Annotated in this window: 21 protein-coding genes; 13 read left to right on the top strand and 8 right to left on the bottom strand. The window is 70.1% G+C overall.

Annotated features, from left to right (window positions below; all coding sequences use genetic code 11):
• Nucleotides 1–4: 4 nt before the first annotated feature.
• The 7 genes from WB794_RS04550 to WB794_RS04520 all read left to right on the top strand — a co-directional run bounded on the left by WB794_RS04550 (nt 5) and on the right by WB794_RS04520 (nt 7,630).
• A complete protein-coding gene (locus tag WB794_RS04550; protein WP_337334661.1) occupies nt 5–817 on the top strand; it encodes an amidohydrolase in 813 nt (270 codons plus the stop codon).
• A gap of 91 nt (nt 818–908) precedes the next feature.
• Nucleotides 909–2,414, top strand: a complete 1,506-nt coding sequence (locus tag WB794_RS04545) for an MFS transporter (protein ID WP_337334660.1) — start codon at nt 909–911, stop codon at nt 2,412–2,414.
• A 180-nt stretch (nt 2,415–2,594) separates the two neighbouring features.
• A complete protein-coding gene (locus WB794_RS04540; RefSeq protein ID WP_415926643.1) occupies nt 2,595–3,914 on the top strand; it encodes an amidohydrolase in 1,320 nt (439 codons plus the stop codon).
• Nucleotides 3,911–5,206, top strand: a complete 1,296-nt coding sequence (locus WB794_RS04535; RefSeq protein WP_337334659.1) for an amidohydrolase family protein — start codon at nt 3,911–3,913, stop codon at nt 5,204–5,206. The genes WB794_RS04540 and WB794_RS04535 overlap by 4 nt, the downstream gene beginning before the upstream one ends.
• Before the next feature lie 33 nt (nt 5,207–5,239).
• Entirely contained in the window at nt 5,240–6,532 is a 1,293-nt protein-coding gene (locus WB794_RS04530) for a metal-dependent hydrolase family protein (RefSeq protein WP_337334658.1), read from the top strand.
• A gap of 109 nt (nt 6,533–6,641) precedes the next feature.
• Complete coding sequence (locus WB794_RS04525; protein WP_337334657.1) at nt 6,642–7,157, top strand: antitoxin Xre/MbcA/ParS toxin-binding domain-containing protein; 516 nt, start codon at nt 6,642–6,644, stop codon at nt 7,155–7,157.
• Nucleotides 7,154–7,630, top strand: coding sequence for an RES family NAD+ phosphorylase (locus WB794_RS04520; RefSeq protein WP_337334656.1), 477 nt, complete (start codon nt 7,154–7,156; stop codon nt 7,628–7,630). Before WB794_RS04525 ends, WB794_RS04520 begins: the two co-directional genes overlap by 4 nt.
• Nucleotides 7,631–7,711: 81 nt before the next feature.
• Here the strand turns inward: WB794_RS04520 and WB794_RS04515 are convergent, their stop codons facing one another.
• The 4 genes from WB794_RS04515 to WB794_RS04500 are packed head-to-tail and all read right to left on the bottom strand — an operon-like array spanning nt 7,712 to nt 11,498.
• Nucleotides 7,712–9,478, bottom strand: coding sequence for an ABC transporter transmembrane domain-containing protein (locus tag WB794_RS04515; protein ID WP_337334655.1), 1,767 nt, complete (start codon nt 9,476–9,478; stop codon nt 7,712–7,714).
• Nucleotides 9,479–9,496: 18 nt separating this feature from the next.
• Nucleotides 9,497–10,126: an IMPACT family protein gene (locus WB794_RS04510; RefSeq protein ID WP_337334654.1), complete on the bottom strand. Its 630-nt coding sequence runs from the start codon at nt 10,124–10,126 to the stop codon at nt 9,497–9,499.
• Nucleotides 10,123–10,953, bottom strand: coding sequence for a hypothetical protein (locus tag WB794_RS04505; RefSeq protein ID WP_337334653.1), 831 nt, complete (start codon nt 10,951–10,953; stop codon nt 10,123–10,125). Before WB794_RS04505 ends, WB794_RS04510 begins: the two co-directional genes overlap by 4 nt.
• On the bottom strand, nt 10,950–11,498 hold the full coding sequence (locus WB794_RS04500) for an RNA polymerase sigma factor (protein WP_337334652.1): 549 nt from the start codon (nt 11,496–11,498) through the stop codon (nt 10,950–10,952). Before WB794_RS04500 ends, WB794_RS04505 begins: the two co-directional genes overlap by 4 nt.
• Before the next feature lie 237 nt (nt 11,499–11,735).
• On the opposite strand from WB794_RS04500, the gene WB794_RS04495 reads away from it, so the two are divergent.
• Nucleotides 11,736–12,362 carry a rhomboid family intramembrane serine protease gene (locus tag WB794_RS04495; RefSeq protein ID WP_337334651.1) on the top strand — a complete coding sequence of 209 codons (627 nt, stop codon included), beginning with the start codon at nt 11,736–11,738 and terminating at the stop codon, nt 12,360–12,362.
• Here the strand turns inward: WB794_RS04495 and WB794_RS04490 are convergent.
• A complete protein-coding gene (locus tag WB794_RS04490) occupies nt 12,340–12,918 on the bottom strand; it encodes a GNAT family N-acetyltransferase (protein ID WP_337334677.1) in 579 nt (192 codons plus the stop codon). The two genes, WB794_RS04495 and WB794_RS04490, sit on opposite strands and share 23 nt — an antisense overlap.
• A 184-nt stretch (nt 12,919–13,102) precedes the next feature.
• Entirely contained in the window at nt 13,103–13,951 is an 849-nt protein-coding gene (locus tag WB794_RS04485) for a 23S rRNA (adenine(2030)-N(6))-methyltransferase RlmJ (protein ID WP_337334676.1), read from the bottom strand.
• Nucleotides 13,952–14,036: 85 nt separating this feature from the next.
• On the opposite strand from WB794_RS04485, the gene WB794_RS04480 reads away from it, so the two are divergent.
• Nucleotides 14,037–14,888 (top strand): sulfurtransferase, encoded by an 852-nt coding sequence (locus WB794_RS04480; RefSeq protein WP_337334650.1) that lies wholly within the window; start codon nt 14,037–14,039, stop codon nt 14,886–14,888.
• A gap of 31 nt (nt 14,889–14,919) precedes the next feature.
• Here the strand turns inward: WB794_RS04480 and WB794_RS04475 are convergent, their stop codons facing one another.
• On the bottom strand, nt 14,920–15,705 hold the full coding sequence (locus tag WB794_RS04475; RefSeq protein WP_337334649.1) for an enoyl-CoA hydratase/isomerase family protein: 786 nt from the start codon (nt 15,703–15,705) through the stop codon (nt 14,920–14,922).
• 84 nt (nt 15,706–15,789) lie between these two features.
• Nucleotides 15,790–17,277: a DUF4139 domain-containing protein gene (locus WB794_RS04470; protein ID WP_337334648.1), complete on the bottom strand. Its 1,488-nt coding sequence runs from the start codon at nt 17,275–17,277 to the stop codon at nt 15,790–15,792.
• Between the two features lie 36 nt (nt 17,278–17,313).
• On the opposite strand from WB794_RS04470, the gene WB794_RS04465 reads away from it, so the two are divergent.
• The 4 genes from WB794_RS04465 to WB794_RS04450 all read left to right on the top strand — a co-directional run bounded on the left by WB794_RS04465 (nt 17,314) and on the right by WB794_RS04450 (nt 20,671).
• Nucleotides 17,314–17,763, top strand: coding sequence for a copper chaperone PCu(A)C (locus WB794_RS04465; RefSeq protein WP_337334647.1), 450 nt, complete (start codon nt 17,314–17,316; stop codon nt 17,761–17,763).
• A gap of 63 nt (nt 17,764–17,826) precedes the next feature.
• Entirely contained in the window at nt 17,827–19,035 is a 1,209-nt protein-coding gene (locus tag WB794_RS04460; protein ID WP_415926640.1) for an endonuclease/exonuclease/phosphatase family protein, read from the top strand.
• A 185-nt stretch (nt 19,036–19,220) separates the two neighbouring features.
• Nucleotides 19,221–19,784 (top strand): glycine zipper 2TM domain-containing protein, encoded by a 564-nt coding sequence (locus WB794_RS04455; RefSeq protein ID WP_337334646.1) that lies wholly within the window; start codon nt 19,221–19,223, stop codon nt 19,782–19,784.
• Nucleotides 19,785–19,882: 98 nt separating this feature from the next.
• Entirely contained in the window at nt 19,883–20,671 is a 789-nt protein-coding gene (locus WB794_RS04450; protein WP_337334645.1) for a gamma-glutamyl-gamma-aminobutyrate hydrolase family protein, read from the top strand.
• Nucleotides 20,672–20,733 lie beyond the last annotated feature (62 nt).

The raw sequence follows: 20,733 nt of genomic DNA, 5'->3' as shown, positions 1-20,733 counted from the left end.
CTGAATGAACCTCGCCCCTGAATCCGACCTGCGGGTTTCCCTGGTCCAGGCCGATACGGTCTGGCGCAACGCCGCCGCCAATCGTGCGCGCTACGGCGGCCTGATGCGCCCGCTGGCGGGTCAGACCGACCTGATCGTGCTGCCGGAAACCTTCACCAGCGGCTTCGGCAACGAGGCCATCGGCGAGGCCGAGGACATGCACGGTGCCAGCGTCGCCTGGCTGCGGGCGCTGGCCGACGAGGTGGGCGCGGTGGTGACCGGCTCGATGGTGATCGCGGAAGCCGGACGCGTCTGGAACCGCCTGCTGTGGGCCGAGCCCGGCGGCGGACTGCTCTGGTACGACAAGCGCCACCTGTTCCGCATGGCCGACGAGCACCTGCGCTACGGTCAGGGCGAAAGCCGCATCATCACCCGCTGCCGCGGCTGGCGCGTGCTGCCCTTGGTCTGCTACGACCTGCGCTTCCCGGTGTGGAGCCGCAACCGCGTGCCCGAGGGCGGCGGCTGTGAATACGATCTGGCGCTCTATGTCGCCAACTGGCCCAGCGCGCGGCGCTACGCCTGGCGCACCCTGCTGCGCGCACGCGCGATCGAGAACCTCGCCTGCGTGGTCGGCGTCAACCGCGTGGGTACCGACGGCAACGGCTTCCACTACGCCGGCGACAGCGCCGCGCTCGATCCGCTCGGCCAGCCGCTGGTGGAACTGGGCGAACAGCCGCAGGTGGTCACCGTCACCCTGTCGGCGCAAGGCCTGCGCGCGCACCGCGAGCGTTTCCCGGCATTCCGTGATGCGGACCGCTTTGTCTTGAACGCGAACTGAGCCGTCCGGCGCGCATGAACCTCGCCCGAAAGGCCGCGGTGCCCGCGGCACTACAATGTGCCTCCTTCCCGCGCCCTGGTCTTGATGCGGCATGAGCCAGTCCCCGCTGCCTGCCTCGCGGCGCGCGGATCTTCCGGCCGTCTCCGATGATCCGGTGCGCTGGCGGATCCTGTCGGTCCTCCTGATCGCGATCTTCATGTCGCTGATCGGGGTGAGCATCGTCAACGTCGCGCTGCCCTCGATCCAGGTCGCGCTCGATGCCTCGCTGTCGGACATCCAGTGGGTGCTGTCCGGCTATGCGCTCACCTTCGGCGTGGTGCTGGTGTCGGCCGGCCGCGCCGGTGACATCTTCGGACGCGGCGGCATCTTCCTTGTCGGCGTGGTCGTCTTCACGCTGTCCTCGGCGGCGGCCGGGCTGGCGCCTTCGGCCAACTGGCTCAACGCTGCGCGGCTGATGCAGGGCGTGGGTTCGGGCCTGCTCAGCCCGCAGGCGCTGGGCATGATCCAGCAGTACTTCCACGGCGAGGAGCGCGGGCGCGCCTTTGGCCGCCTTGGCACCGCGGTCGGCGTCTCGGTGGCGATCGGACCGGTGCTGGCGGGCTTCCTCATCAAGGTGGCCGGGGTCGACCTGGGCTGGCGGCTGACCTTCCTGATCAACCTGCCCATCGGGCTCCTGACCCTGGCAATGGGCCTGCGCTGGTTTCCCCGGCCGCTGTTCCGGCGCGCCGCGGGCGCGGGAGGAACGGTGCGCGGCGGCTGGCGTTCGCTCGATCCGGTCGGCGCGCTGCTGCTCGGGCTGGCGGTGCTGGCGGTGCTGTATCCCTTCGTCGAAGCGCGCGATTCGCTGCACATCTGGTTGCTGCTGCCGGCGAGCGCGCTGCTGCTGGTGATGTGGGTGGCCTGGGAGCGGCGCTGGGCGCGCAGGGGTTTCAGCCCGATGGTGGACCTGGGCATCTTTTCGATCCCGAGCTTTGCCAACGGCACCGTCATCATGACCCTGTATTTCCTCGGCATGACCAGCATCTGGGTGCTGCTGGCGCTCTATGTGCAGAAGGGCGATGGGCGCAGCGCGTTCGAATCGGGCGTGTTCGGCATTCCCGCCTCGCTGCTGTCCGCCTATGCCGCGCACTGGGCCGGCAAGCGCGTGGCGCGGCTCGGCCGACGCGTGGTGATCGGCGGCCTGATCCTGGCCATCGTCGGCCTGATCCTGTGCTGCGTCGTCATTGCGCTGCACGAAGCCGGGTACCTGAGCGTGTGGTGGCTGGTGCTGAGCCTTTCGTTCGTCGGACTGGCGCAGGGTTCCATCATCAGTCCCAACCAGACCCTCACCCTGGCCGACGTGCCGCTCGCCTATGCCGGCAGCTCCGGCGCGATCATGCAGACCGGCCAGCGCATCGGCACCTCGGTGGGCATCGCGGTCATCACCGCCATCGTCTTCTCGACCCTCAAAGTCAGCTCCTGGGCGGCCGCCACCATCACCGGATTCTGCGCGATCATCCTGGTGACCCTGGTGGCGCTGGCATTCGCCTTCAAGGACCAGCGCGACCGCTCGCGGCTGCGCGCCACCGAGGCGGTGCCGTTGGACAGCGCCCTGTAGCGCGACGGGCGCGCGCCAACTGCGACCGGGATCGCGCCGGCGTGACTTTCGGCCTGTACGCCGCCCGGCGTGTTCAGGCTATGGTCACTGGCCCGAAATACCCGCGTGAATCCCATGCTCCGATTCCCGATTGCCGCGCTGTGCGCCGCCGTGCTGGCGCTGGCTGTTTCCCCGTCCGCGATGGCACGGAAGAAGCCCGCGTCGCCTGAGCCGCCGCCGTGGACCGGTGAGGTCTATTCCAGCACCTACCGCCCGGTCGCGTCCGCGCCGGTCCTGATCACCGGTGCGACCGTGCTGGTCGGCAACGGCGAACGCCTCGATGGTGCCGACGTGCTGCTGCAGGACGGTCGCATCGCGGCCGTGGGCGTGGGCCTGACGGCACCTGCCGGTGCGCTGCGCGTGGATGGCAGCGGCAAGTGGGTGACGCCGGGCATCATCGACAACCACTCGCACCTGGGCGTGTATCCCAGCCCCGGCACGCAGTCGCACGCCGACGGCAACGAGATGGTGGCACCGGTGACGTCGCAGGTCTGGGCCGAGCACTCGGCCTGGCCGCAGGACCCCGGTTTCGCCGCGGCGCTGGCCGGCGGAGTGACCACCCTGCAACTGCTTCCCGGTTCGGCCAACCTCGTGGGCGGGCGCGGAGTGACGCTCAAGAACGTGCCGAGCGTGGACGTGCAAGGCATGAAGTTTCCCGGTGCGCCCTACGGACTGAAGATGGCCTGCGGGGAAAATCCCAAGCGCGTCTACGGCCAGAAGGGCGGGCCGATGACGCGCATGGGCAACGTGGCCGGCCTCCGCACCGCCTTCATCGAGGCCCGGGAATACGCCCGGCGTCGTGCCGGCAGCGAACCGGGCAAGCGTGACCTCAAGCTCGATACGCTGGCCGCCGCGATGGCCGGCGAAATCCAGGTGCACATCCACTGCTACCGCGCCGACGAGATCGCGGTGATGCTGGATCTGGCGCGCGAGTTCGGCTTCACCATCGCCTCGATCCACCACGGCGTGGAGGCCTACAAGCTGGCCGATCGGCTGGCGGGCGAGGGCGTGTGCGCCTCGCTCTGGGCCGACTGGTGGGGTTTCAAGATGGAGGCCTTCGACGGCATCCAGGAAAACCTGGTGATGGTCGATCGCCCGACCAACGGCTGCGCTATCGTGCATTCCGATTCGCCCGAGGGCATCCAGCGGCTCAACCAGGAGGCGGCCAAGGCGATGGCCGCGGGCCGCCGCGCCGGCATCGAGGTCGCGCCCGAGCGCGCGATCCGCTGGCTCACGCAAAATCCGGCGCGCTCGCTCGGCGTGCTGGAGCAGACCGGCACCCTGGAGGCCGGCAAGATGGGTGACGTGGTGCTGTGGAACGGCAATCCCTTCAGCTCCTACGCGCTGGCCGACAAGGTCTGGATCGACGGGGCGCTGATGTACGACCGGCAGGACCGCTCGCGCCAGCCGGTGTCCGACTTCCTCCTGGGCCAGTCCGATTCGCAGGGAGGCACGCCATGAGCCCGCGCTTCATTCTTTCCGTGCTGGCGCTGCTGCCCGTGCTGCTGCCGACCGCGTCGGCGCAGAATCTTCTGATCCGCAATGCCACCGTGCATACCGCCACCGCGCAGGGCACGCTGGCCCAGGCCGACGTTCTGGTCCGCGATGGCAGGATCGCGGCCATCGGCACGAATCTGGCGGCCGAAGGCATCGAAGTCGTCGATGCCGGCGGCCTGCCGCTCACCCCGACCCTGTTCGGCGGCATCAGCGGCATCGGGTTGGAAGAGGTTTCCAGCGAAACCTTCACCCGCGATGCCGCGCTGGCCCTGGGCGCAACGGCCAAGGACATCGTGGTGCGGCCGGAGTTCGACGTGACGCTGGCCTACAACCCGGATTCGATCCTTGCGCCGGTGGCGCGGGTGGAAGGCATCGGCTTCACCCTGCTGTCGGCCAACGCGACCGCGGGCGGATCGATCATCGGCGGGCAGGGCGCGGTGGTGCGGCTTGACGGCAGTCCGGACCCGATCGGGCCCAAGGCGCTGTTCGTCACGCTGGGCGGCGGCTCGTCGGAGTTCAGCGGGGTGTCGCGCGCCGGGCAGTGGATGCTGCTCGACCAGCTCGTGTCCGAACTGCGCGGCACCGTGCCGGCGGGAATGGCGCACCTCACCCCGGCCGGGCGCACGGCGCTCAAGCGCTACATCGATGGCGGTGCGCGCATCGTGTTCGATGTGAATCGCGCCGCCGACATCCGCCAGCTGCTGCGCTGGGCCGGGAAGCAGCGGCTCTCCATCGCCATCAGCGGCGGTGCCGAGGCCTGGAAGCTGGCCCCTGCACTGGCGGCGGCGAAGGTGCCGGTGTTCCTGGATTCGCTGTCGGGCCTGCCCGGCAACTTCGACCAGATCCACGCCTCGCTGGAAAATGCCGCGCGCCTGCGTGCCGCGGGCGTGGCGGTCGGCTTCAATCCTTCCGGTGACGGTTCGCACAACGCACGCAAGAACCGTCAGCTCGCCGGCAACGCCGTGGCGCACGGGCTGTCGTGGGAGGACGCGCTGGCCGGACTGACCCGCGTGCCGGCGGATGCCTTCGGGGTGGCGGATCGCATCGGCACCATTGCCGTGGGGCGCAGCGCGGACCTGGTGCTGTGGACCGGCGACCCGCTGGATGTCGCGCACACCGCGCGCCAGGTCTGGATGGACGGGCGTACGATTCCGATGCGCTCGCGCCAGACCGAACTGCGCGACCGCTACCTGCGTCCGGAACCGAACCCCGAACGCGGCGCGCTGCCGCGGGCCTATTCTGTTCCCGGTCGCTGATTCTCCCTGCCGACTTCGCTCGAGGACCGTCGCATGACCCGTCACCGCCTCATCCTTGCCATCCTCGCCGGCCTGGCCGCACTGCCGGCGCAGGCCGCGCCCGACACCCTGGCCCTGCACTGCGGCGCGCTGTTCGATGCGCGTGCGGGCAAGCTCCTCGACGCGCACACCGTGGTCGTGCGCGAGGGCAGGATCGCCGAGGTGCGCGACGGGCGCGCCGTCGTGCCCGAGGCCGAGGTCATCGATCTTTCCGCGCATACCTGCAGCCCCGGCTGGACCGACCTGCACGTGCACCTGGGCAGCCAGTCCAGCCCGCAGAGCTATTCGGAAGGCTTTCGCCTGGATCCGGTGGACTACGCCTTCCGCGCGGTCGGCTATGCCGAAAAGACCCTGCTGGCCGGCTTCACCAGCGTGCGCGATCTGGGCGGTGAAGTGGCCCCGCATCTGCGCGATGCGATCGGTCAGGGCCTGGTGAAGGGGCCGCGCATCTTCGCCGCCGGCAAGTCCATCGCGACCACCGGTGGCCATGCCGATCCGACCAACGGCATCAATGACCGTCTGGCGCACCTGATCGGTCCGCCCGGGCCGACCGAGGGCGTGGTCAACTCGCCCGACGACGCGCGCCAGGCTGTGCGCCAGCGCTACAAGGACGGCAGCGACGTCATCAAGATCACCGCCACCGGCGGCGTGCTGAGTTATGCCAAGTCGGGCGACGCGCCGCAGTTCACCGTGGACGAGGTCAGGGTGATCGTCGATACCGCGAAGGACTACGGCTATCGCGTCGCCGCGCACGCGCACGGCGAGGAGGGCATGTACCGCGCCGTGACGGGCGGGGTGACCAGCATCGAGCACGGCACCTACATGAGCGATCGGGTGGTCAAGGCGATGAAGGAGCGCGGTACCTGGTACGTGCCGACCGTTTACGCCGGCCGCTTCGTGGCCGACAAGGCCAGGATCGACGGCTACTTTCCGCCCGTCGTGCGGCCCAAGGCCGAGCGCATCGGCGCGCTGATCCAGGAAACCGCGGGCCGCGCCTGGCGCGCGGGCGTGAAGATCGCCTTCGGCACCGACATGGGCGTGGGCCCGCACGGCGACAACGCGCGCGAGTTCATCTACATGGTCGAAGCCGGGATTCCCGCCGCCTACGCCCTGCAGGCGGCCACGGTGCACGCGGCCGAGGTGCTGGGCGTGGACGACCAGGGCGTGATCGAGGTCGGCAAGCGCGCCGATATCGTGGCGGTGCCGGGCGATCCGCTGGCCGACATCTCCGTGGTGATGGACGTGTCCTTCGTGATGAAGGATGGGGTGGTGTACCGGCGGCCCTGAGTCCGCCACCCGCGCGGCTGGCGGGGATGGATGGGCGGGAAGGAATTGCCTTTTGGGTCGTCCATCATTAGACTCATATTCGTCTATAAATGGACGAATGAGGTGCGCCATGGCCGTCTATCCGCTGAAATCCGTGCTCTCCGGCGTGCGGGAAGGGCCTGCGCTGGCCTATCGCGCGCCGCGCGGCGTCGAGGCCTACGTGCGCGAAGTGGCGGCCGCCGAGCCGCTTCAGCTGGTCGGCATCGAGCGTGAAGGCGTCGAGGCGGGGTTCGTCAAGGATCTCGCGCGGCGCATGGATGTGCCCGCGACGCGACTGTTCGCCATCCTCGGAGTGCCGCGCGCGACCGCTGAAAAGAAGGCGTCCGCGAAGGAGCGCATCGGCGGCATCGGTGGAGTTGCCGCGCTCGGATTGATCCGGCTTATGGGCGTGGCCCAGGAGATCGCGGCCGCCAGCACTCATCCGGATGCCGCCGGGCTGGATGTCCCGCGCTGGCTGGGGCGGTGGATCGAGCAGCCGCAGCCGGCCCTGGGCGGACGTCGCCCCGCAGAACTCCTGGATACCCCGACGGGCGCGGAAGTGGTTACGCGCCTGCTCGGCTCGATGGCCAGCGGCGCCTATCAATGAGGCTGTGGCGCATTGCCGCGGAAACCCGCGATTACCCCGCGGATGATCTTTCGGGCAACGGTGCGGCGCGATTTCCCGGTCGCTGGAACGATATCGGCGAGCCTCTGGTGTATTGCGCCACCGCCCTGTCGCTGGCGGTGCTCGAAACCACGGCGCACCTCCACGGCGCGCTGCCGCTCAATCGCTTCGTCGTTGTGATCGAAGTTCCAGACCCGGTTTGGAAGGCGCGGCAGGAGCTTGCGGCCGACGCGCTGCCTGCCGCCTGGCGGGCGATTCCAGCGGGTCAGGCCAGCATGCGGATTGGGTCGCACTGGCTGGCGTCGGGGCGCTCCGCGATCCTGCTGGTTCCTTCAGCCATCGTGCCCGAGGAACAGGTGGCATTGATCAACCCCCTGCACCCGGACAGCCGCACGATACGTGCCGAGGTGACGCGGGCCTTCCACTACCACGCGCTGCTGCGCGCAGCGCAGTGACCCGGGTGCCATTGTCCGCCCATCGCCCCGCAGTCTGGCGGCGGCCCCGGTGGTGTCCGGGCTGCGTCGAGCCGCCTGTCCTTACTGGTTGAACTGCAGGCGCGCCAGATCGGCGTAAAGGCCGCCCTGGGCGATCAGCGCCTCGTGGCGGCCTTCGGCCACGATGCGGCCACCGTCGAGCACGATGATGCGGTCGGCGCGGCGGATGGTGGCCAGGCGGTGGGCGATCACCAGGGTGGTGCGGCCGTGGGTCAGGCGTTCGAGGGCCTGCTGGATGTCGCGCTCGCTCTGCGCGTCGAGCGCGCTGGTGGCCTCGTCCAGCAGCAGGATCGGCGCGTCCTTGAGCACCGCGCGGGCGATGGCCACGCGCTGCTGCTGGCCGCCCGAGAGGCGCACGCCGCGCTCGCCCAGGTGGGTTCCATAGCCTTCCGGCAGCGCGGCGAGGAAGCCGTCGGCTTCCGCGATGCGGGCCGCCTCGACGACCTCCTGATCGCTGGCATCGAGCCGGCCGTAGCGGATGTTGGTGCGCGCGTCGTCGCCGAACAGCACCGGATCCTGCGGTACCAGGGCGACCTGGCCGCGCAGTTCGCGCGGGTCGAGCTGGCGCAGGTCGATGCCGTCGACGCGGATCGCGCCCTCGTCCGGGTCATGGAAGCGCAGCAGGAGCTGCAGCACGGTGCTCTTTCCGGCGCCGGAGGGGCCGACCAGGGCGACGTTTTCGCCGGGCCTGACGTGCAGGCTGAAGTCGATCAGCGCCGGCGCGTCGGGGCGGGTGGGATAGCGGAAGGTGACGTTCTCGAACGTCAGTTCGCCCGCCACGCGCGCAGGCAGGACCGCGGGTTCGTGGGGCGTCTGGATGGCGGAGCGCTCGTTCAGCAGTTCATCGATCCGGCCCATGCCGCCGCCGGCGCGCTGCAGCTCCGCCCAGACTTCGGTCAGCGCGCCGATGGAGCCGGCGCCGATCACCGCATAGAGCACGAACTGGCCGAGGGTGCCGGCGGTGAGCGTGCCGCCGATCACGTCGCGCGCGCCGATCCACAGCACGCCCGTGATCGCGCCGAACACCAGCAGGATCACCACCGCGGTGAGACCCGCCTGGGTCGCAATGCGCCGGCGCGCGGCACCGATGGCGGTGCGGACCGCCGCCGCGAATCGGCCTGATTCGTGGGCCTCGCGGGCGTAGCTTTGCACGGTGTGGATGGCGGTGAGGGTTTCGGTGGCGCGCGCGTTGGCGTCCGCGATGCGGTCCTGGTTGTCGCGCGAGAGCTTCTGCACGCGCCGCCCGTAGAGCACGATGGGCAGCACGATCACCGGGATGCCGATGGCCGCCATGCCGGCCAGCCGCGGGCTGGTGATGAGCAGCGCGACGCCGCTGCCGAACATGGTCACGAAGCTGCGCAATGCCACCGAGAGGGTGGAAGCGATCACGCTGCGCAAAAGCTCGGTATCGGCGGCGAGGCGGCTGACCAGTTCGCCGGCACGGGTGCGCGCGAAGAACTCCATGTCCAGATGCAACAGGTGCCCGAACACGCGCTCGCGCAGGTCCGCGATCACTTTTTCACCCAGCAGGCTGATGCAGAAGAAGCGTCCGGCCGTGGCCACGGCCAGCACCAGGGCGACGAGGATCAGGCCGACGAACCAGCGGTCGATGCCGCTCGGGTCCTGATCGGAAAAGCCGCGGTCGATCATGAATCGCACGGCCACCGGCAGCGCCAGGGTCGCGCTCGATGAGAGGATGAGGAAGCCCAGCCAGCCCGCCAGCAGGCCGCGATAGGGGCGAAGGAAGGGCAACAGGGTGCGCAGTGCCGCGAGCGGGCGAGGGCGGGCGGCGGATTCTTCGGTGTTCACACGATGGGATTCGGAGGCCTACGGAGGCGCAAGTCGCGGGCCGGCACGGGTATCGCCGTCGCTGTGCCGGATCAGCTCGCCCTGGCCGCGCGTTGCATCGCGAAGTGTAGCGGCTAGTGCGTCGAAGTTGGCTTCGGGCAGCTCCAGCTCCAGTTCCAGGCCGTCGGCGTCGTAGCGTTCGCCAAGCTTGCGCGCGTCGTGTGCGGCGATCAGGGCATGCGCGGTGTTGGCGTGGGCGAAGCCGCAGCGCAAGGTGGCCATGACGGTTTCCACCACGGTCATGCGCTCGGCCTGGCGCAGACACTCGGCGGCGGTGCCGCCGTAGGCGCGCACCAGCCCGCCGGCGCCCAGCTTGATGCCGCCGAACCAGCGCGTGACGACCACCATCACGCCGTCGAGGCCCTGACCCTCGATGGCGGCCAGGATTGGTTTGCCCGCGGTGCTGGCCGGTTCGCCGTCGTCGGAGAAGCGGTAGGCCGGATCGATGCGCCAGGCCCAGCAGTTGTGGGTGGCGGCGGGATCGCCCACCTGGGCCAGGAACGCCATCGCCTCGTCCGGTGAGGACACCGGTGCGGCCTGCGCGAGGAAGCGGCTCTTGCGGATGTCCTGCTCCAGCCGCGCCGGCCGGGCGAGCGTGACGCGGCTCATCCGGCCAGCAGTCGGACCAGATCGTCCGGCACCTTGCGCGAGGGATTCTTGTGCTGGAACTGGCGCAGGCTCTGCACGGCACCGGGGCGGTCGCCGCGCAGCAGCCGCTCGCGCACGCGCTCGAGCCAGGCGTCGGGCTCCAGTCGCGCGTCTTCACGCCAGTGCGGCAGGGGGACGCCGGTGTCGGGATCGAGGCGCGCCCCGGACGCGCGGATCGCGTCGCTCGTAATGCCCTCCTGCGCCATCGCGCTGCGTTCGCGTGCGGCTTCGGCGCGGGCCGGTGGTGGCGGTGCGGCCGGCGGTGCCGGCTCCTGCATCACCGGGGTGGCCTTGGGCGACGATGTGGCCGGTGCGCCATTGTCGCGGACATCGGCGGGCGCGGATGCCGGTGCTGGTGGTGGCGGCGCGGGCGGTGCCGCCGGCTGAACCGCCGCCGCGATTTCGGCTTCGTCCTGCGACGGAGGCTTCGGCGCTGCGCGGTGCTTGAGATCGACGTCCACCGCCTCGCGGGTGTCCGACGTATCGGCCATGGGCGCGCGGCTGCGCGGCACCGGCACCGAGCTGCCGGTGCCGATATCGAAAATGCCTGCCTGCCAGGCGACGCCTGCCGCCAGCACGGCCGCTGCCGCCGTGCCCAGGCTGGCGCTGAGCCACCACGGACGCCGGCGCGGCGCTGTTCGTGGCCTGGATTCCAGCGCCTCCCGCGCCTGCGCCAGCACCCGCGCATCGAGCGCCGGCGCGGGTTCCACCGCGGGCAAGCGCGCCAGCGCGTCGGCCAGCGCGCGTTCCTCGGGGCACAGCGGCTCGCGCGGCAGGTTCGCACTCATGGCCCCAGCCTCGCGCGCAGCTTGTCCATGGCGTAGCGCAGCCGCGATTTCACGGTCTCGCGTCCGACGCCGGTGATTTCGCCGATTTCCTCCAGCGAAAGCTCCTGCTCCAGCCGCAGCTGCAGCACGAGACGCTGCTCGTCGGGCAGTTCGGCCAGCGCCTGCTGCAGGCGGCGCTGCTCCTCGAAGCGACTGAGCGCCTGCTCGGGTTTGTCCTGCTCGTCACCGGCCAGATGCAAGGGGCTGTCGTCTTCGTCCAGCGAGACTTGCGGGCGGACGCGGCGGTACTGGTCGATCATCAGGCGCTGGGCGATCTGGTAGAGCCAGGTGCCGAACTTCGCCTCGGGCCGATAGCGCACGCGCGCGGCGACCACGCGCCCCCAGGTGTCCTGGAAGCATTCGTCGGCGGTGGCGCGCGGGGAAATGCCGCGCACGATGAAGCGGTACAGCGGCCCGCGATGGCGCGCGTACAGCGTCTCGAATGCGGCGATGTCGCCTGCGGCGTAGGCCAGCATCAGTTCCTCGTCGGTGCGCTCGTGACTCATGCGCGGCGGATCAGGGGCACGCATTCTGCCGCCCGGAAGAACGCTTGGGGGCGCATATCGCCGGATTCAACGCGCGAACGCGCGCGCGAGGGTGAAATCCGCACGCCGAGGCGCGCGGCAGCGTTTGGAAACGGCTGGCGGCAGGCGGTGGCGGCGGGGTTTGCGGCATCGGGAGTCGGAGCAGGTGGACGACAGCGCGCAGGGTATAGTGCCCGGCCGCCACGACAAAGCCCCGCCATGCCCAACGCTCCCGTCACCCTGGCCCTGATCGCGATCACCTGTGCGGCTTCGTTCCTCGCCTGGAAAAAATCCCGGGTGATGGAGCGACTGATCCTGTGGCCGCCGGCGGTGTCGCGCGGGCACGAGTACTGGCGGCTGCTGGGCTACGGCTTCATCCATGCCGACGGCCAGCACCTGCTGTTCAACATGGTGACGCTGTATTTCTTTGGCGGTGCGATGGAAGCCTACCTGAGCCAGCTGGGCCTGCCCTGGCCCTGGGGCTTCGTCGGGTTCTACCTCTCGGCGCTCGTGGTGTCGATCCTGCCCAGCTACCTGCGCCATCGCCACGACGCCGGCTACCGCAGCCTGGGCGCATCGGGCGCGGTATCGGCGGTGCTGTTCGCCTACATCCTGATCCAGCCCTGGTCGCTGATCATCGTGTTCGTGGTGCCGGTGCCGGCGATCGTGTACGCGGTGCTCTATGTCGGCTACAGCGTCTGGATGGAGCGGCGCGGGCAGGGCAACATCAACCACAGCGCGCACCTGTGGGGTGCCGGTTACGGCGTGCTGTTCACCGTGCTGCTGCAGCCGCGCATCGTCGAGCACTTCTTCTCGAAGCTGCTCAATCCGGGGTTTTCCGGCTGAGAAGCGCCGCGCCCGACAGCCTGCGCGAGAGCGGGCGCACGTCCAGCCGCACCCGCACCAGTCCCGGCTCGTCGGGGATCGACTCGCGCCGGAATCCGAGTGAATCGGCCAGGCCCAGCATGGCATCGTTCTCGTCGAGCACATCGCCGTAGATCTCGTCCAGGCGCTTCAGCCTGGCCCAGCGGATCAACTGCTTCATCAGCAGCGTTCCCAACCCCTGACCGGCGAGGAAGCGGCTGACCAGGATGGCGAATTCGGCGCGAAGGGTGCCCTCGTCGATGGCGAGCCGCGCCACCGCACCGATCAGCGCCTGTCCCGGAGGCAGGGGTTCGGCGACCACCAGGGCGAACTGGCTGCGCGGGTCGATCTGCGTCAGGCGCTTCAGCAGGTCGCCCTTCAGCTCCTTGATCGGGTGCAGGAAGCGCAGCCGGACTTCCTCGGGCGAGAGCAGCGGGAAGGTCTGCCGGATCGGCTCGGCGTCGGCCGGTTCGATCGGACGCAGGGTCAGGATGCGCCCGTCGCTCAATTCGAGGCGCTGGGTCCAGCGCTCCGGCAGGGGCGTGGCGCGAACGCGCTGCGCGCGCTTCCGATTCAAGGGCGAGGGCCGTGCCACCTTCAGGTCCACGTATGGTTCCGGTGCAGGATGCCAGATTCCGGAGTGTCCCCCGAACGCGGAGATTGCTGCAATGCAGCATGATTTGGCGAGGGGCGTGCCGTTCAGGCGGCATCCGGTGCGATTTTCAGCCCGATTCCTGCCGCAGCCACTCCAGATGCCATCCGCGCGCGCTGTCCCCGATCGCCTGCGCCAGCTCGGGCAGGGCCTGCCGCAGCGCCTGATCGAGCTTCCAGGGCGGATTGAGCAGCAGCATGCCGCTGCCGTTGAGCCGCAGCGGGGAGTCGTCGGCATGGCGCATCAGTTCGGCGAGGAGCACGCTGCGCGCGGGCAGGGCCGCCGCGCGCCGGAAGAACGGTGCCAGCGCGCGGCGCAGCTTGATCGGATACCACAGCGCGAAAATGCCCTGCGGCCAGCGTGCCAGGCCGTCCCTCAGCGCGCCGATCACCTGGTCGAACTCGGCCAGCTGGGCCTCGTAGGGTGGATCGACGAGGACCAGGCCGCGCTTTTCCCTGGGCGGCAGCAGCGCCTTGAGCGCGCCATAGCCGTCGCGCTGGTGCACGCCCACGCGCGGATCGCGTGCGAACAGGGCCTTGAGCTGCCGCGCAGGCTCCGGGTTCAGCTCGCAGCAGGCCATCCGATCCTCCGGGCGCAGGCGGGCTGCGCTCAGGCGCGGCGAGCCGGGGTAGCGCCCCGCAGCCAGGAACGGCGCAACGGCGTCGAGGTAGCGCGTCAGTGCCGGGCTCAGTGCGGTGCGGCCCTTGCTCCAGGCGGCCAGCCGCAGCGCGCCGTCCGCGGCCTCGCCGGTGACGGTGGCCTGACGCGACTGCAGCGCGTACTCGCCTTGTCCGGCATGGGTGTCGAGCACGAAGTAGGGCGTCGGCTTGCGCGCCAGTGCGTCCAGCAGGGCCAGAAGCACCAGATGCTTGAGCACGTCGGCATGGTTGCCGGCATGGAAGGCGTGGTCGTAGTTCATGCCGCCATTGTGCGGCATCTCGCACGCCACGCGGCAGCGGATCGGGGTTAGCATGGAGCCGTTACCCGAATGGACCGATGCCCGCATGTCCTGGCGAACCCTCATCGATGCCGCATCGCTCGACGCCGCGCTCTCCGATCCGCTGGTGGCGGTGATCGACTGCCGTTTCGATCTGGCCGATCCCGCCGCCGGAGAGCGCGCGTGGTTCGAGGGACATATCCCGGGTGCCCACTACGCCCACCTGGATCGTGACCTTTCCGACCTGCATCGCCCCGGTCGCGGTCGCCATCCCCTGCCCGATGCCGACGCGTTCTGCGCGGCGCTGGAGCGTTGGGATATCACGCCGGAACACCAGGTGGTCGCCTACGACGCCAGCGGCGGCACGATCGCCGCGCGCCTGTGGTGGATGCTGCGCCTGTTCGGGCATCGCCGGGTGGCGGTGCTCGATGGCGGATTGGCGGCATGGACGGCGCACGGCGGCGCGCTCGAGCGCGGCGCGCGCAAGCCGGGCAGGGGGCGCTATCGGGCCCGTTTCGACAGCCGCTCGATCGTCACCACCGCAGTGGTTGCCGCGCGCCTGGCCAGCGGCAACGGCGTGCTGCTCGATGCCCGGGTTCCCGAACGCTTCCGCGGCGAGGTGGAGCCGCTGGATCCGCGCGCCGGGCACATCCCGGGTGCGGTCAACAGCCCGTTCCAGAACAATCTCGGGCTCGACGGCCGCTTCCTGCCGGCCGAGCAGCTCGAGGTCCGCTACCGCGCGCTGATTCGCGGCCAGGTGCCGGGCGATGTGGTGCACATGTGCGGCTCGGGCGTGACCGCCTGCCACAACCTGCTGGCGATGGAGCACGCCGGCCTGCCCGGCTCGCGCGTCTACGCCGGCTCCTGGAGCGAGTGGGTGTCCGTGCCCTCGCGCCCGATCGCGACCGGGCCGGCCTGAGGCGGAAGCCTGCGCGGCCGGGAATTCCCGACTATCCCTTGCCGAGACGCGCGAGCACTTCGCGCAGCACGGCCTGGGTCTCGGGCGTCTGCCAGGCGGCGAGGAAGCGCGGCAGGTCCAGGCGCGCCGGATCATCGATCGATTCCAGCAGGTCGCGCCGCGCGATGCGCCGGGTTTCGCGCTGCGCCGCCTGCGGCAGCGCCAGCATGCCATCCAGCCAGGCCAGGGCGCGCGCGGTGACTTCGGCCATCGGTGCCAGTTCATCCACCATGCCGTAGCCGGCGGCTTCCTCGGCGGTGAACATGGCACCGGCCACCATCAGCCGCTCGGCGCGATGCGCGCCGACCAGGCGCTTGAGCGCGTACTGGATGGCATCGGGCACGAACAGGCCGACGGCCACTTCGTTGAGGCCGGTGCGGAAGGGGCCGCGCGCCGCCAGCGGATCGGGCGCGACCGGGCTGCGCGCCATGATGCGGTAGTCGCAGTAAAGACTGATGACCGCACCGCCGGCCGGGTTGTGGCCGGCGATGGCCGCGACCGAAAGCAGGGGCGAGGCCGCCAGCGCGCGACAGACCTGACCGAAGGCAAGCCAGGTGGCCTCGACCGCGTCGACGCCGTTGCCGACCAGGTACGGCAGGTCCAGTCCCGCGGTGAAAATGCCCGGGCTGCCGCTCAGGACCAGCGCGCGCGCGCCGGCGGCCGGCGCGCCTTCGATCGCATCGCGCAATTCGCCGAGCAGCCCCTGTTCCAGCGCGTTGACCGGCGGACGGGCGAGCCGCAGTTCCAGAATGCCGTGGTGGCTGATGCGTTCGAGCATGGCGCTGCACCGGTGTGGGTGATGACTCAGCCTAGCAGTTTTCCCGCGCTGTCCGTACCTTTCGGTACGGAGCTGCGCAATGCGTCACGGTCGCACCGCGGCGGGCCAGCGGTAGCGCACCGTGTAGCGCAGGGTGGTGCTCTTGCCGGCGGGCACCTTCAGGTTGAAGGTGACGGCCTGGGCATGGGCTTTGTCCCACGGGGCGGTGGCGTCGAGGATCTCCCAGTCCTGCCAGCGGCCGAGCGCCTCGTGCACGCGCACCGTGACCTCCTGCGCCTTGGCGTTGGACAGCGTGACCTCGATGGTTTCGGTCAGGCTGAGGCGGTCGTCTGCCAGGCGGAAATCGGTGGCCTTGCGCCGCGCGGTGAGATCGAAGGCCGTGCCCAGGTCAAGGCGCACCGTCTGGCCCGCCGCCGTGTGTCCAAGCGCGGCTTCGCCGAGCAGCGATTCACCGCTGGCATCGGCCTGGAACACCCGCACGCGCCCGGCGGGCAGGGGCACGCCCAGCCGCGCCTTCGCGGTGTTCTCGAACTCCAGCGTGGTGGTCACGCTTTCGGTCTGTTCGTCCGGGGCCGGGTGCACCTGCGGATAGCTCGGGCGGTAGCCGGACCGCGCGCTTCCAACCTCGTAACGCCGCAGGCAGGCGATGTTTTCCGCCGTATCGAGCAGCGACACGCGCTGCACGCTGCCATTGGGCAGATCCACCGCCTGACGCAGCGGATAGGCGTGGTATTCGCCCGAGTCCTGCACCGCGGGGGCCGATTCGTAGGCGTCGGCCACCTTGGCGCGCGCCATCATCGGGGCCGGTGCCGGTGGAGGAGCCAGTCCGGCCGGGCGCGCCTGATTGGGCGCGCCCGCCACCAGGGTCAGCGCGGCGGCGGGAAAATCCAGGCCCGAGCGGTTGACGATCTGCGCCGCGCCGGAGAACGCCATCCGGCAACTCTGCGCCGGGCCATCGAGCTGGGCCAGGTATTCGGCCTGCCAGGCCAGGCCGCCGGTGGCGTAGTCGAGCTGGAAGGTTTCCTTGCCCGCGCGCGGGCTCTCGATGTTCCAGCGCAGGGTGGGGCGTGCGGAAAGCCCTTCGGGCACGCGCTCCAGCTCGAAGCTGTCGTAGCGCGCCAGCACCCGCACCCGGCCATCGTCCTGCGCCAGGGTGAGGCCGTTGCCGGCGGAAATCAGGATGCCGGAAAAGCGCCGGGTTTCGTTGCCGGTGGCCTGTTCGACCACGACGCGCTGGCCGAGCGACTGGCTCAGGAGCTGGTTCTGGTCGACCAGGGCGAAATCGTAGCGCTGGCTCGCGATGCGCGGGCCTTGCGATGACGGTGCAAACCGCACCGTGCCCACGTCGATGGCCACGGGCAGCGCGTCCAGCGCAATCTCGTTGCCGCCGCGCGCAAGCTCGCGGGTCAGCGGCTGGTTGACCAGCGCCAGTCCGGGCATCCGGGCCGACGGGTAGCTTTGCGACACCGCATCGAAGGTGCCCGAATACAGCGTGATCCGGGTTTGCGCGTGGCTGGGGTTCATGGCGATCAGCGAAAGGATGACGGAGGTGGAGAGAAGGGCAAGGCGCATGGCGTGTCTCCGGAGTGAAGGTCGTATCATAGGCACATGAACGCAAGACTTCGTTTGATGGGGTGGGGTGTGCTGGCGCTGGCGTCGGCCATGGTTCAGGCGCAGGAATCCCCCGATGCCGCCGCGCTCGTGGTGCACGAGGCGTGGATACGCACGGCCCCGCCGACGGCACCCGTGCGCGCGGGCTATGGCGTGATCGAGAACTCCGGCCGGCGCGAGGTCGTCATCGATGCGGTGCGCTCGGACGCCTTCGGCGCGATCGAAATCCATGAGATGCGCGAAGTGGACGGCGTGATGCGCATGCGCCGGCTGCCGTCGCTGACGCTGGAGCCGGGCCGCAGCGTCTCGCTGGAACCGGGAGGCATGCACCTGATGCTGTTTCGCGCCATGGGGCCCCTGGAAGCCGGTGCGCGCGTGAGCATCGGGTTTTTTGCCCGTGAGGTCGAGGTGGCGCGCGCCGAGTTCGTCGTGCGTGAGGCACCGTGACGGCGGTTGTGCGATGCCCGCCGTGCCAGAATCCCCTGGCATCGCAATGATCCCGGAGGCACCGTGTCACTCCGAATCCTGCTGTCAGCCGCCCTCGCGCTGGGCCTTGCCGCCTGTGGCCCTGCGTCCGGACCGGACGCGCCGGTGAGTCCGGTCCCGGAGGACGCGCCGCCACCGCCGGTGTCGGTGCGGTTTGCCACCTGGAACACCTCGCTGTTCGACCCGGTGGCCGGTGGCCTCGTCGCGCGCCTGGAGCGCGGCGACGAGGCCGCGAAAAGCATCGCCGCACTGCTGCAGCGCCAGCGCCCGGACGTGGTGCTGCTCAACGAGTTCGACTACGACGCGGCGCAGCGCGCCGCCGAACTGTTCCAGCGCCGCTATCTGGAAGTGCCGCAGGCCGGGCAGGCACCGATCCGCTACGACTACCGCTACCTCGCCCCGGTCAATACCGGCGAGCCCAGCGGCCTGGATCTCGACAACGACGGCCGCACGGACGGACCCAACGACGCCTGGGGATACGGCACCCACCCGGGCCAGTACGGCATGCTGGTGCTCTCGCGCTTTCCGATCGACGCGCTGGCGGTGCGCAGCTTCCGGCATTTTCTCTGGAAGGATCTGCCCGCCGCCCGCCGCCCGCTGCATCCCGACGGCACGCCCTGGCACGCCGATGCGACCTGGGCGCAGCTGCGCCTGTCGTCGAAATCACACTGGGACGTGCCGATCCGCACCGCGCTGGGCACCGTGCACTTCCTCGTCTCACACCCGACGCCGCCGGTGTTCGACGGCCCGGAAGACCGCAACGGCGCGCGCAATGCCGACGAGATCGCGCTCTGGAACCATTACCTTTCCGATCCCGACGCCGCGTGGCTGTGCGATGACCGCGGTGCCTGCGGCGGACTCGCGGCCGATGCGCGCTTCGTGCTGGCCGGTGACCTCAACGCCGACCGCGACGATGGCGACGGCCGCCGCGAGGCCATCGCCGCGCTCTTGGACAACCCGCGCGTGGACGCGGCCTTCGTGCCGCGCAGCGAAGGTGCGGGGCCGGCCGCCGCCGGCTACGGCTTCGAGCGCCGCGGCGACGTGAGCGCCCACACCGGCGATTTCGGCCCGCGCAGCGGCACCCTGCGGATCGACTACCTGCTGCCCTCGAAGGACTTTTCGATCCTGGCCGGCGGCGTGTTCTGGCCGTTGGAAGGCGCGCCCGAGGCGGAATGGACGCGCGTCACCGACCACCACATGGTCTGGCTGGATCTGGCCGATCCGACACCCTGATAGCGCGTGCCGCCGGCCGTTTCCGGCGCACGTCAGCGCCAGCGCCAGTGCGAACAGGATTGGGGGGCGGCGGGCGGCGAGCTTGTGCGCAAGCTGAACCCCTCCGGCCGGGTTCACAGCCGATTAAGCGCCTGATTCCTAGCGTGCATCGTGTGCGCCGAGGGGTGCGCTTTCGGAGAACCGTCATGCAGATACGTCGATTCCCGCTGGCTTTCGCCGCGTTGCTGGCAGCCGTCGGCTTTGCCGGCAGTGCCGCCGCGCAGGAGTACCGCGAGTACGCCGAACCAATCTACGACTGGGCCGAGGTGGTACGCGTGGAGCCGATCTTCAGCGTCGTGAACCAGCCGACCTACCGCGATCAGTGCTGGGATGAGCCGGTCACCTACCGCGAACCGCCGCGCTATGTGCGCCACGATGGACCGGGCGCGCCCGCCGTGCTGGGCGCGATCGTGGGCGGCGTGATCGGCAACCAGTTCGGCCACGGTGGCGGCCGCGCCGCGTCCACCGCGTTCGGCGCGATGCTGGGCCACGAAATGGTGCGCGATACGCAGGGCGGCTATTACGCCGGCGGCCGCGAATACACCCGCTACGAACGCCGCTGCGCGCCGCGGACCGGGTACCGGCGCGACGAGCGCGTGACCGGCTACGACGTCACCTATCGTTATCAGGGGCGGCTGTACCAGACCGTCACCGACTATCCGCCGGGCGAGAGCCTGCAGGTGCGAGTGGACGTAAGCCCGGTTCCTTGAACCAGGCTCTCCCAGGGATGGGACAGACGGGGCCTTCGGGCCCCGTCTTCGTTGCGCCGGCGTACACTGCGCGCGGCCTGACCTGTGCTTCCATCTCCATGACCACACGACCGCTCCTGATCGGCGTTTCGCCCCGCATCCTTCGCCAGACGCCGCCGGAACTGGGCGCACACGGCAAGACCCTGCAATACCTCGGGCAGTCGGTCGCACACTGGATCATGGCGCTGGGTGCGGCCTGCGTGATGCTGCCCACGGTGGAGCGGGAGGGCGCGATCCGGCGCGCCGAGATCCACACCCGCGATTTCGCCGCGATGCTCGACGGGCTGGTGCTGCAGGGCGGTTCGGATATCGATCCGGCGCTTTACGGCGAATCGCGCCGGCACATCGTGGGTGCGGTGGACTGCGTGCGCGACCGCTTCGAGCTCGATCTGATCCATGCCTTCGTGATGCAGGAAAAGCCGGTTCTGGGCATCTGCCGCGGCATGCAGCTCATCAACGTCGCGTTCGGCGGAACCCTGCACCAGGATCTCATTGCCGACGGCGTGACGCACGTTTCGCACGCCGATCTTCCACGCTATGACGATTACCACCACGACCTCCTCCTCAGCGACGGCGGCGTGCTCTCGCGCTGGCACGGCGGCGCGACGCGCGGCGTGGTGAATTCGATCCACCACCAGGGCGTGGCGCGGCTGGCGGACGGTTTCGTGCCGGTCGCGCACGCGCCCGACGGCGTGCCCGAGGCGATCTGGCGCGATGCGCCGGGCTTCGTGCTCGGCGTGCAGTGGCACCCGGAGTTCCACGACGGCAGCGATCCGACGCTGCTGGACGCCGATCCGATGATGCGCGCCTTCCTCGACGCCGCACGCGCGCGGCGCGAGGCCGCTTGAGCGGCACGGCGCTGGATCTGGCCTTGCCGCGTATTGCTGCATCGCAGCACGCCTTGCCACAT

Source organism: Denitratimonas tolerans, from assembly GCF_037203605.1.
Taxonomy (GTDB): Bacteria; Pseudomonadota; Gammaproteobacteria; order Xanthomonadales; family Xanthomonadaceae; genus Denitratimonas; species Denitratimonas tolerans.
Note: the sequence above shows the minus strand (reverse complement) of the source record. Positions and strands in the feature narration are given on the sequence as shown.

What these genes read in the sequence shown, in the direction of transcription:
- WB794_RS04505 (WP_337334653.1), bottom strand. Translation starts at nt 10,953, where the DNA reads ATGAGTGCGAACCTGCCGCGCGAGCCGCTGTGCCCCGAGGAACGCGCG.
- WB794_RS04520 (WP_337334656.1), top strand. Translation starts at nt 7,154, where the DNA reads ATGAGGCTGTGGCGCATTGCCGCGGAAACCCGCGATTACCCCGCGGAT.
- WB794_RS04550 (WP_337334661.1), top strand. Translation starts at nt 5, where the DNA reads ATGAACCTCGCCCCTGAATCCGACCTGCGGGTTTCCCTGGTCCAGGCC.
- WB794_RS04485 (WP_337334676.1), bottom strand. Translation starts at nt 13,951, where the DNA reads ATGAACTACGACCACGCCTTCCATGCCGGCAACCATGCCGACGTGCTC.
- WB794_RS04530 (WP_337334658.1), top strand. Translation starts at nt 5,240, where the DNA reads ATGACCCGTCACCGCCTCATCCTTGCCATCCTCGCCGGCCTGGCCGCA.
- WB794_RS04535 (WP_337334659.1), top strand. Translation starts at nt 3,911, where the DNA reads ATGAGCCCGCGCTTCATTCTTTCCGTGCTGGCGCTGCTGCCCGTGCTG.
- WB794_RS04455 (WP_337334646.1), top strand. Translation starts at nt 19,221, where the DNA reads ATGCAGATACGTCGATTCCCGCTGGCTTTCGCCGCGTTGCTGGCAGCC.
- WB794_RS04510 (WP_337334654.1), bottom strand. Translation starts at nt 10,126, where the DNA reads ATGAGCCGCGTCACGCTCGCCCGGCCGGCGCGGCTGGAGCAGGACATC.
- WB794_RS04475 (WP_337334649.1), bottom strand. Translation starts at nt 15,705, where the DNA reads ATGCTCGAACGCATCAGCCACCACGGCATTCTGGAACTGCGGCTCGCC.
- WB794_RS04500 (WP_337334652.1), bottom strand. Translation starts at nt 11,498, where the DNA reads ATGAGTCACGAGCGCACCGACGAGGAACTGATGCTGGCCTACGCCGCA.
- WB794_RS04495 (WP_337334651.1), top strand. Translation starts at nt 11,736, where the DNA reads ATGCCCAACGCTCCCGTCACCCTGGCCCTGATCGCGATCACCTGTGCG.
- WB794_RS04545 (WP_337334660.1), top strand. Translation starts at nt 909, where the DNA reads ATGAGCCAGTCCCCGCTGCCTGCCTCGCGGCGCGCGGATCTTCCGGCC.
- WB794_RS04450 (WP_337334645.1), top strand. Translation starts at nt 19,883, where the DNA reads ATGACCACACGACCGCTCCTGATCGGCGTTTCGCCCCGCATCCTTCGC.
- WB794_RS04465 (WP_337334647.1), top strand. Translation starts at nt 17,314, where the DNA reads ATGAACGCAAGACTTCGTTTGATGGGGTGGGGTGTGCTGGCGCTGGCG.
- WB794_RS04470 (WP_337334648.1), bottom strand. Translation starts at nt 17,277, where the DNA reads ATGCGCCTTGCCCTTCTCTCCACCTCCGTCATCCTTTCGCTGATCGCC.
- WB794_RS04540 (WP_415926643.1), top strand. Translation starts at nt 2,595, where the DNA reads ATGGCACGGAAGAAGCCCGCGTCGCCTGAGCCGCCGCCGTGGACCGGT.
- WB794_RS04480 (WP_337334650.1), top strand. Translation starts at nt 14,037, where the DNA reads ATGTCCTGGCGAACCCTCATCGATGCCGCATCGCTCGACGCCGCGCTC.
- WB794_RS04525 (WP_337334657.1), top strand. Translation starts at nt 6,642, where the DNA reads ATGGCCGTCTATCCGCTGAAATCCGTGCTCTCCGGCGTGCGGGAAGGG.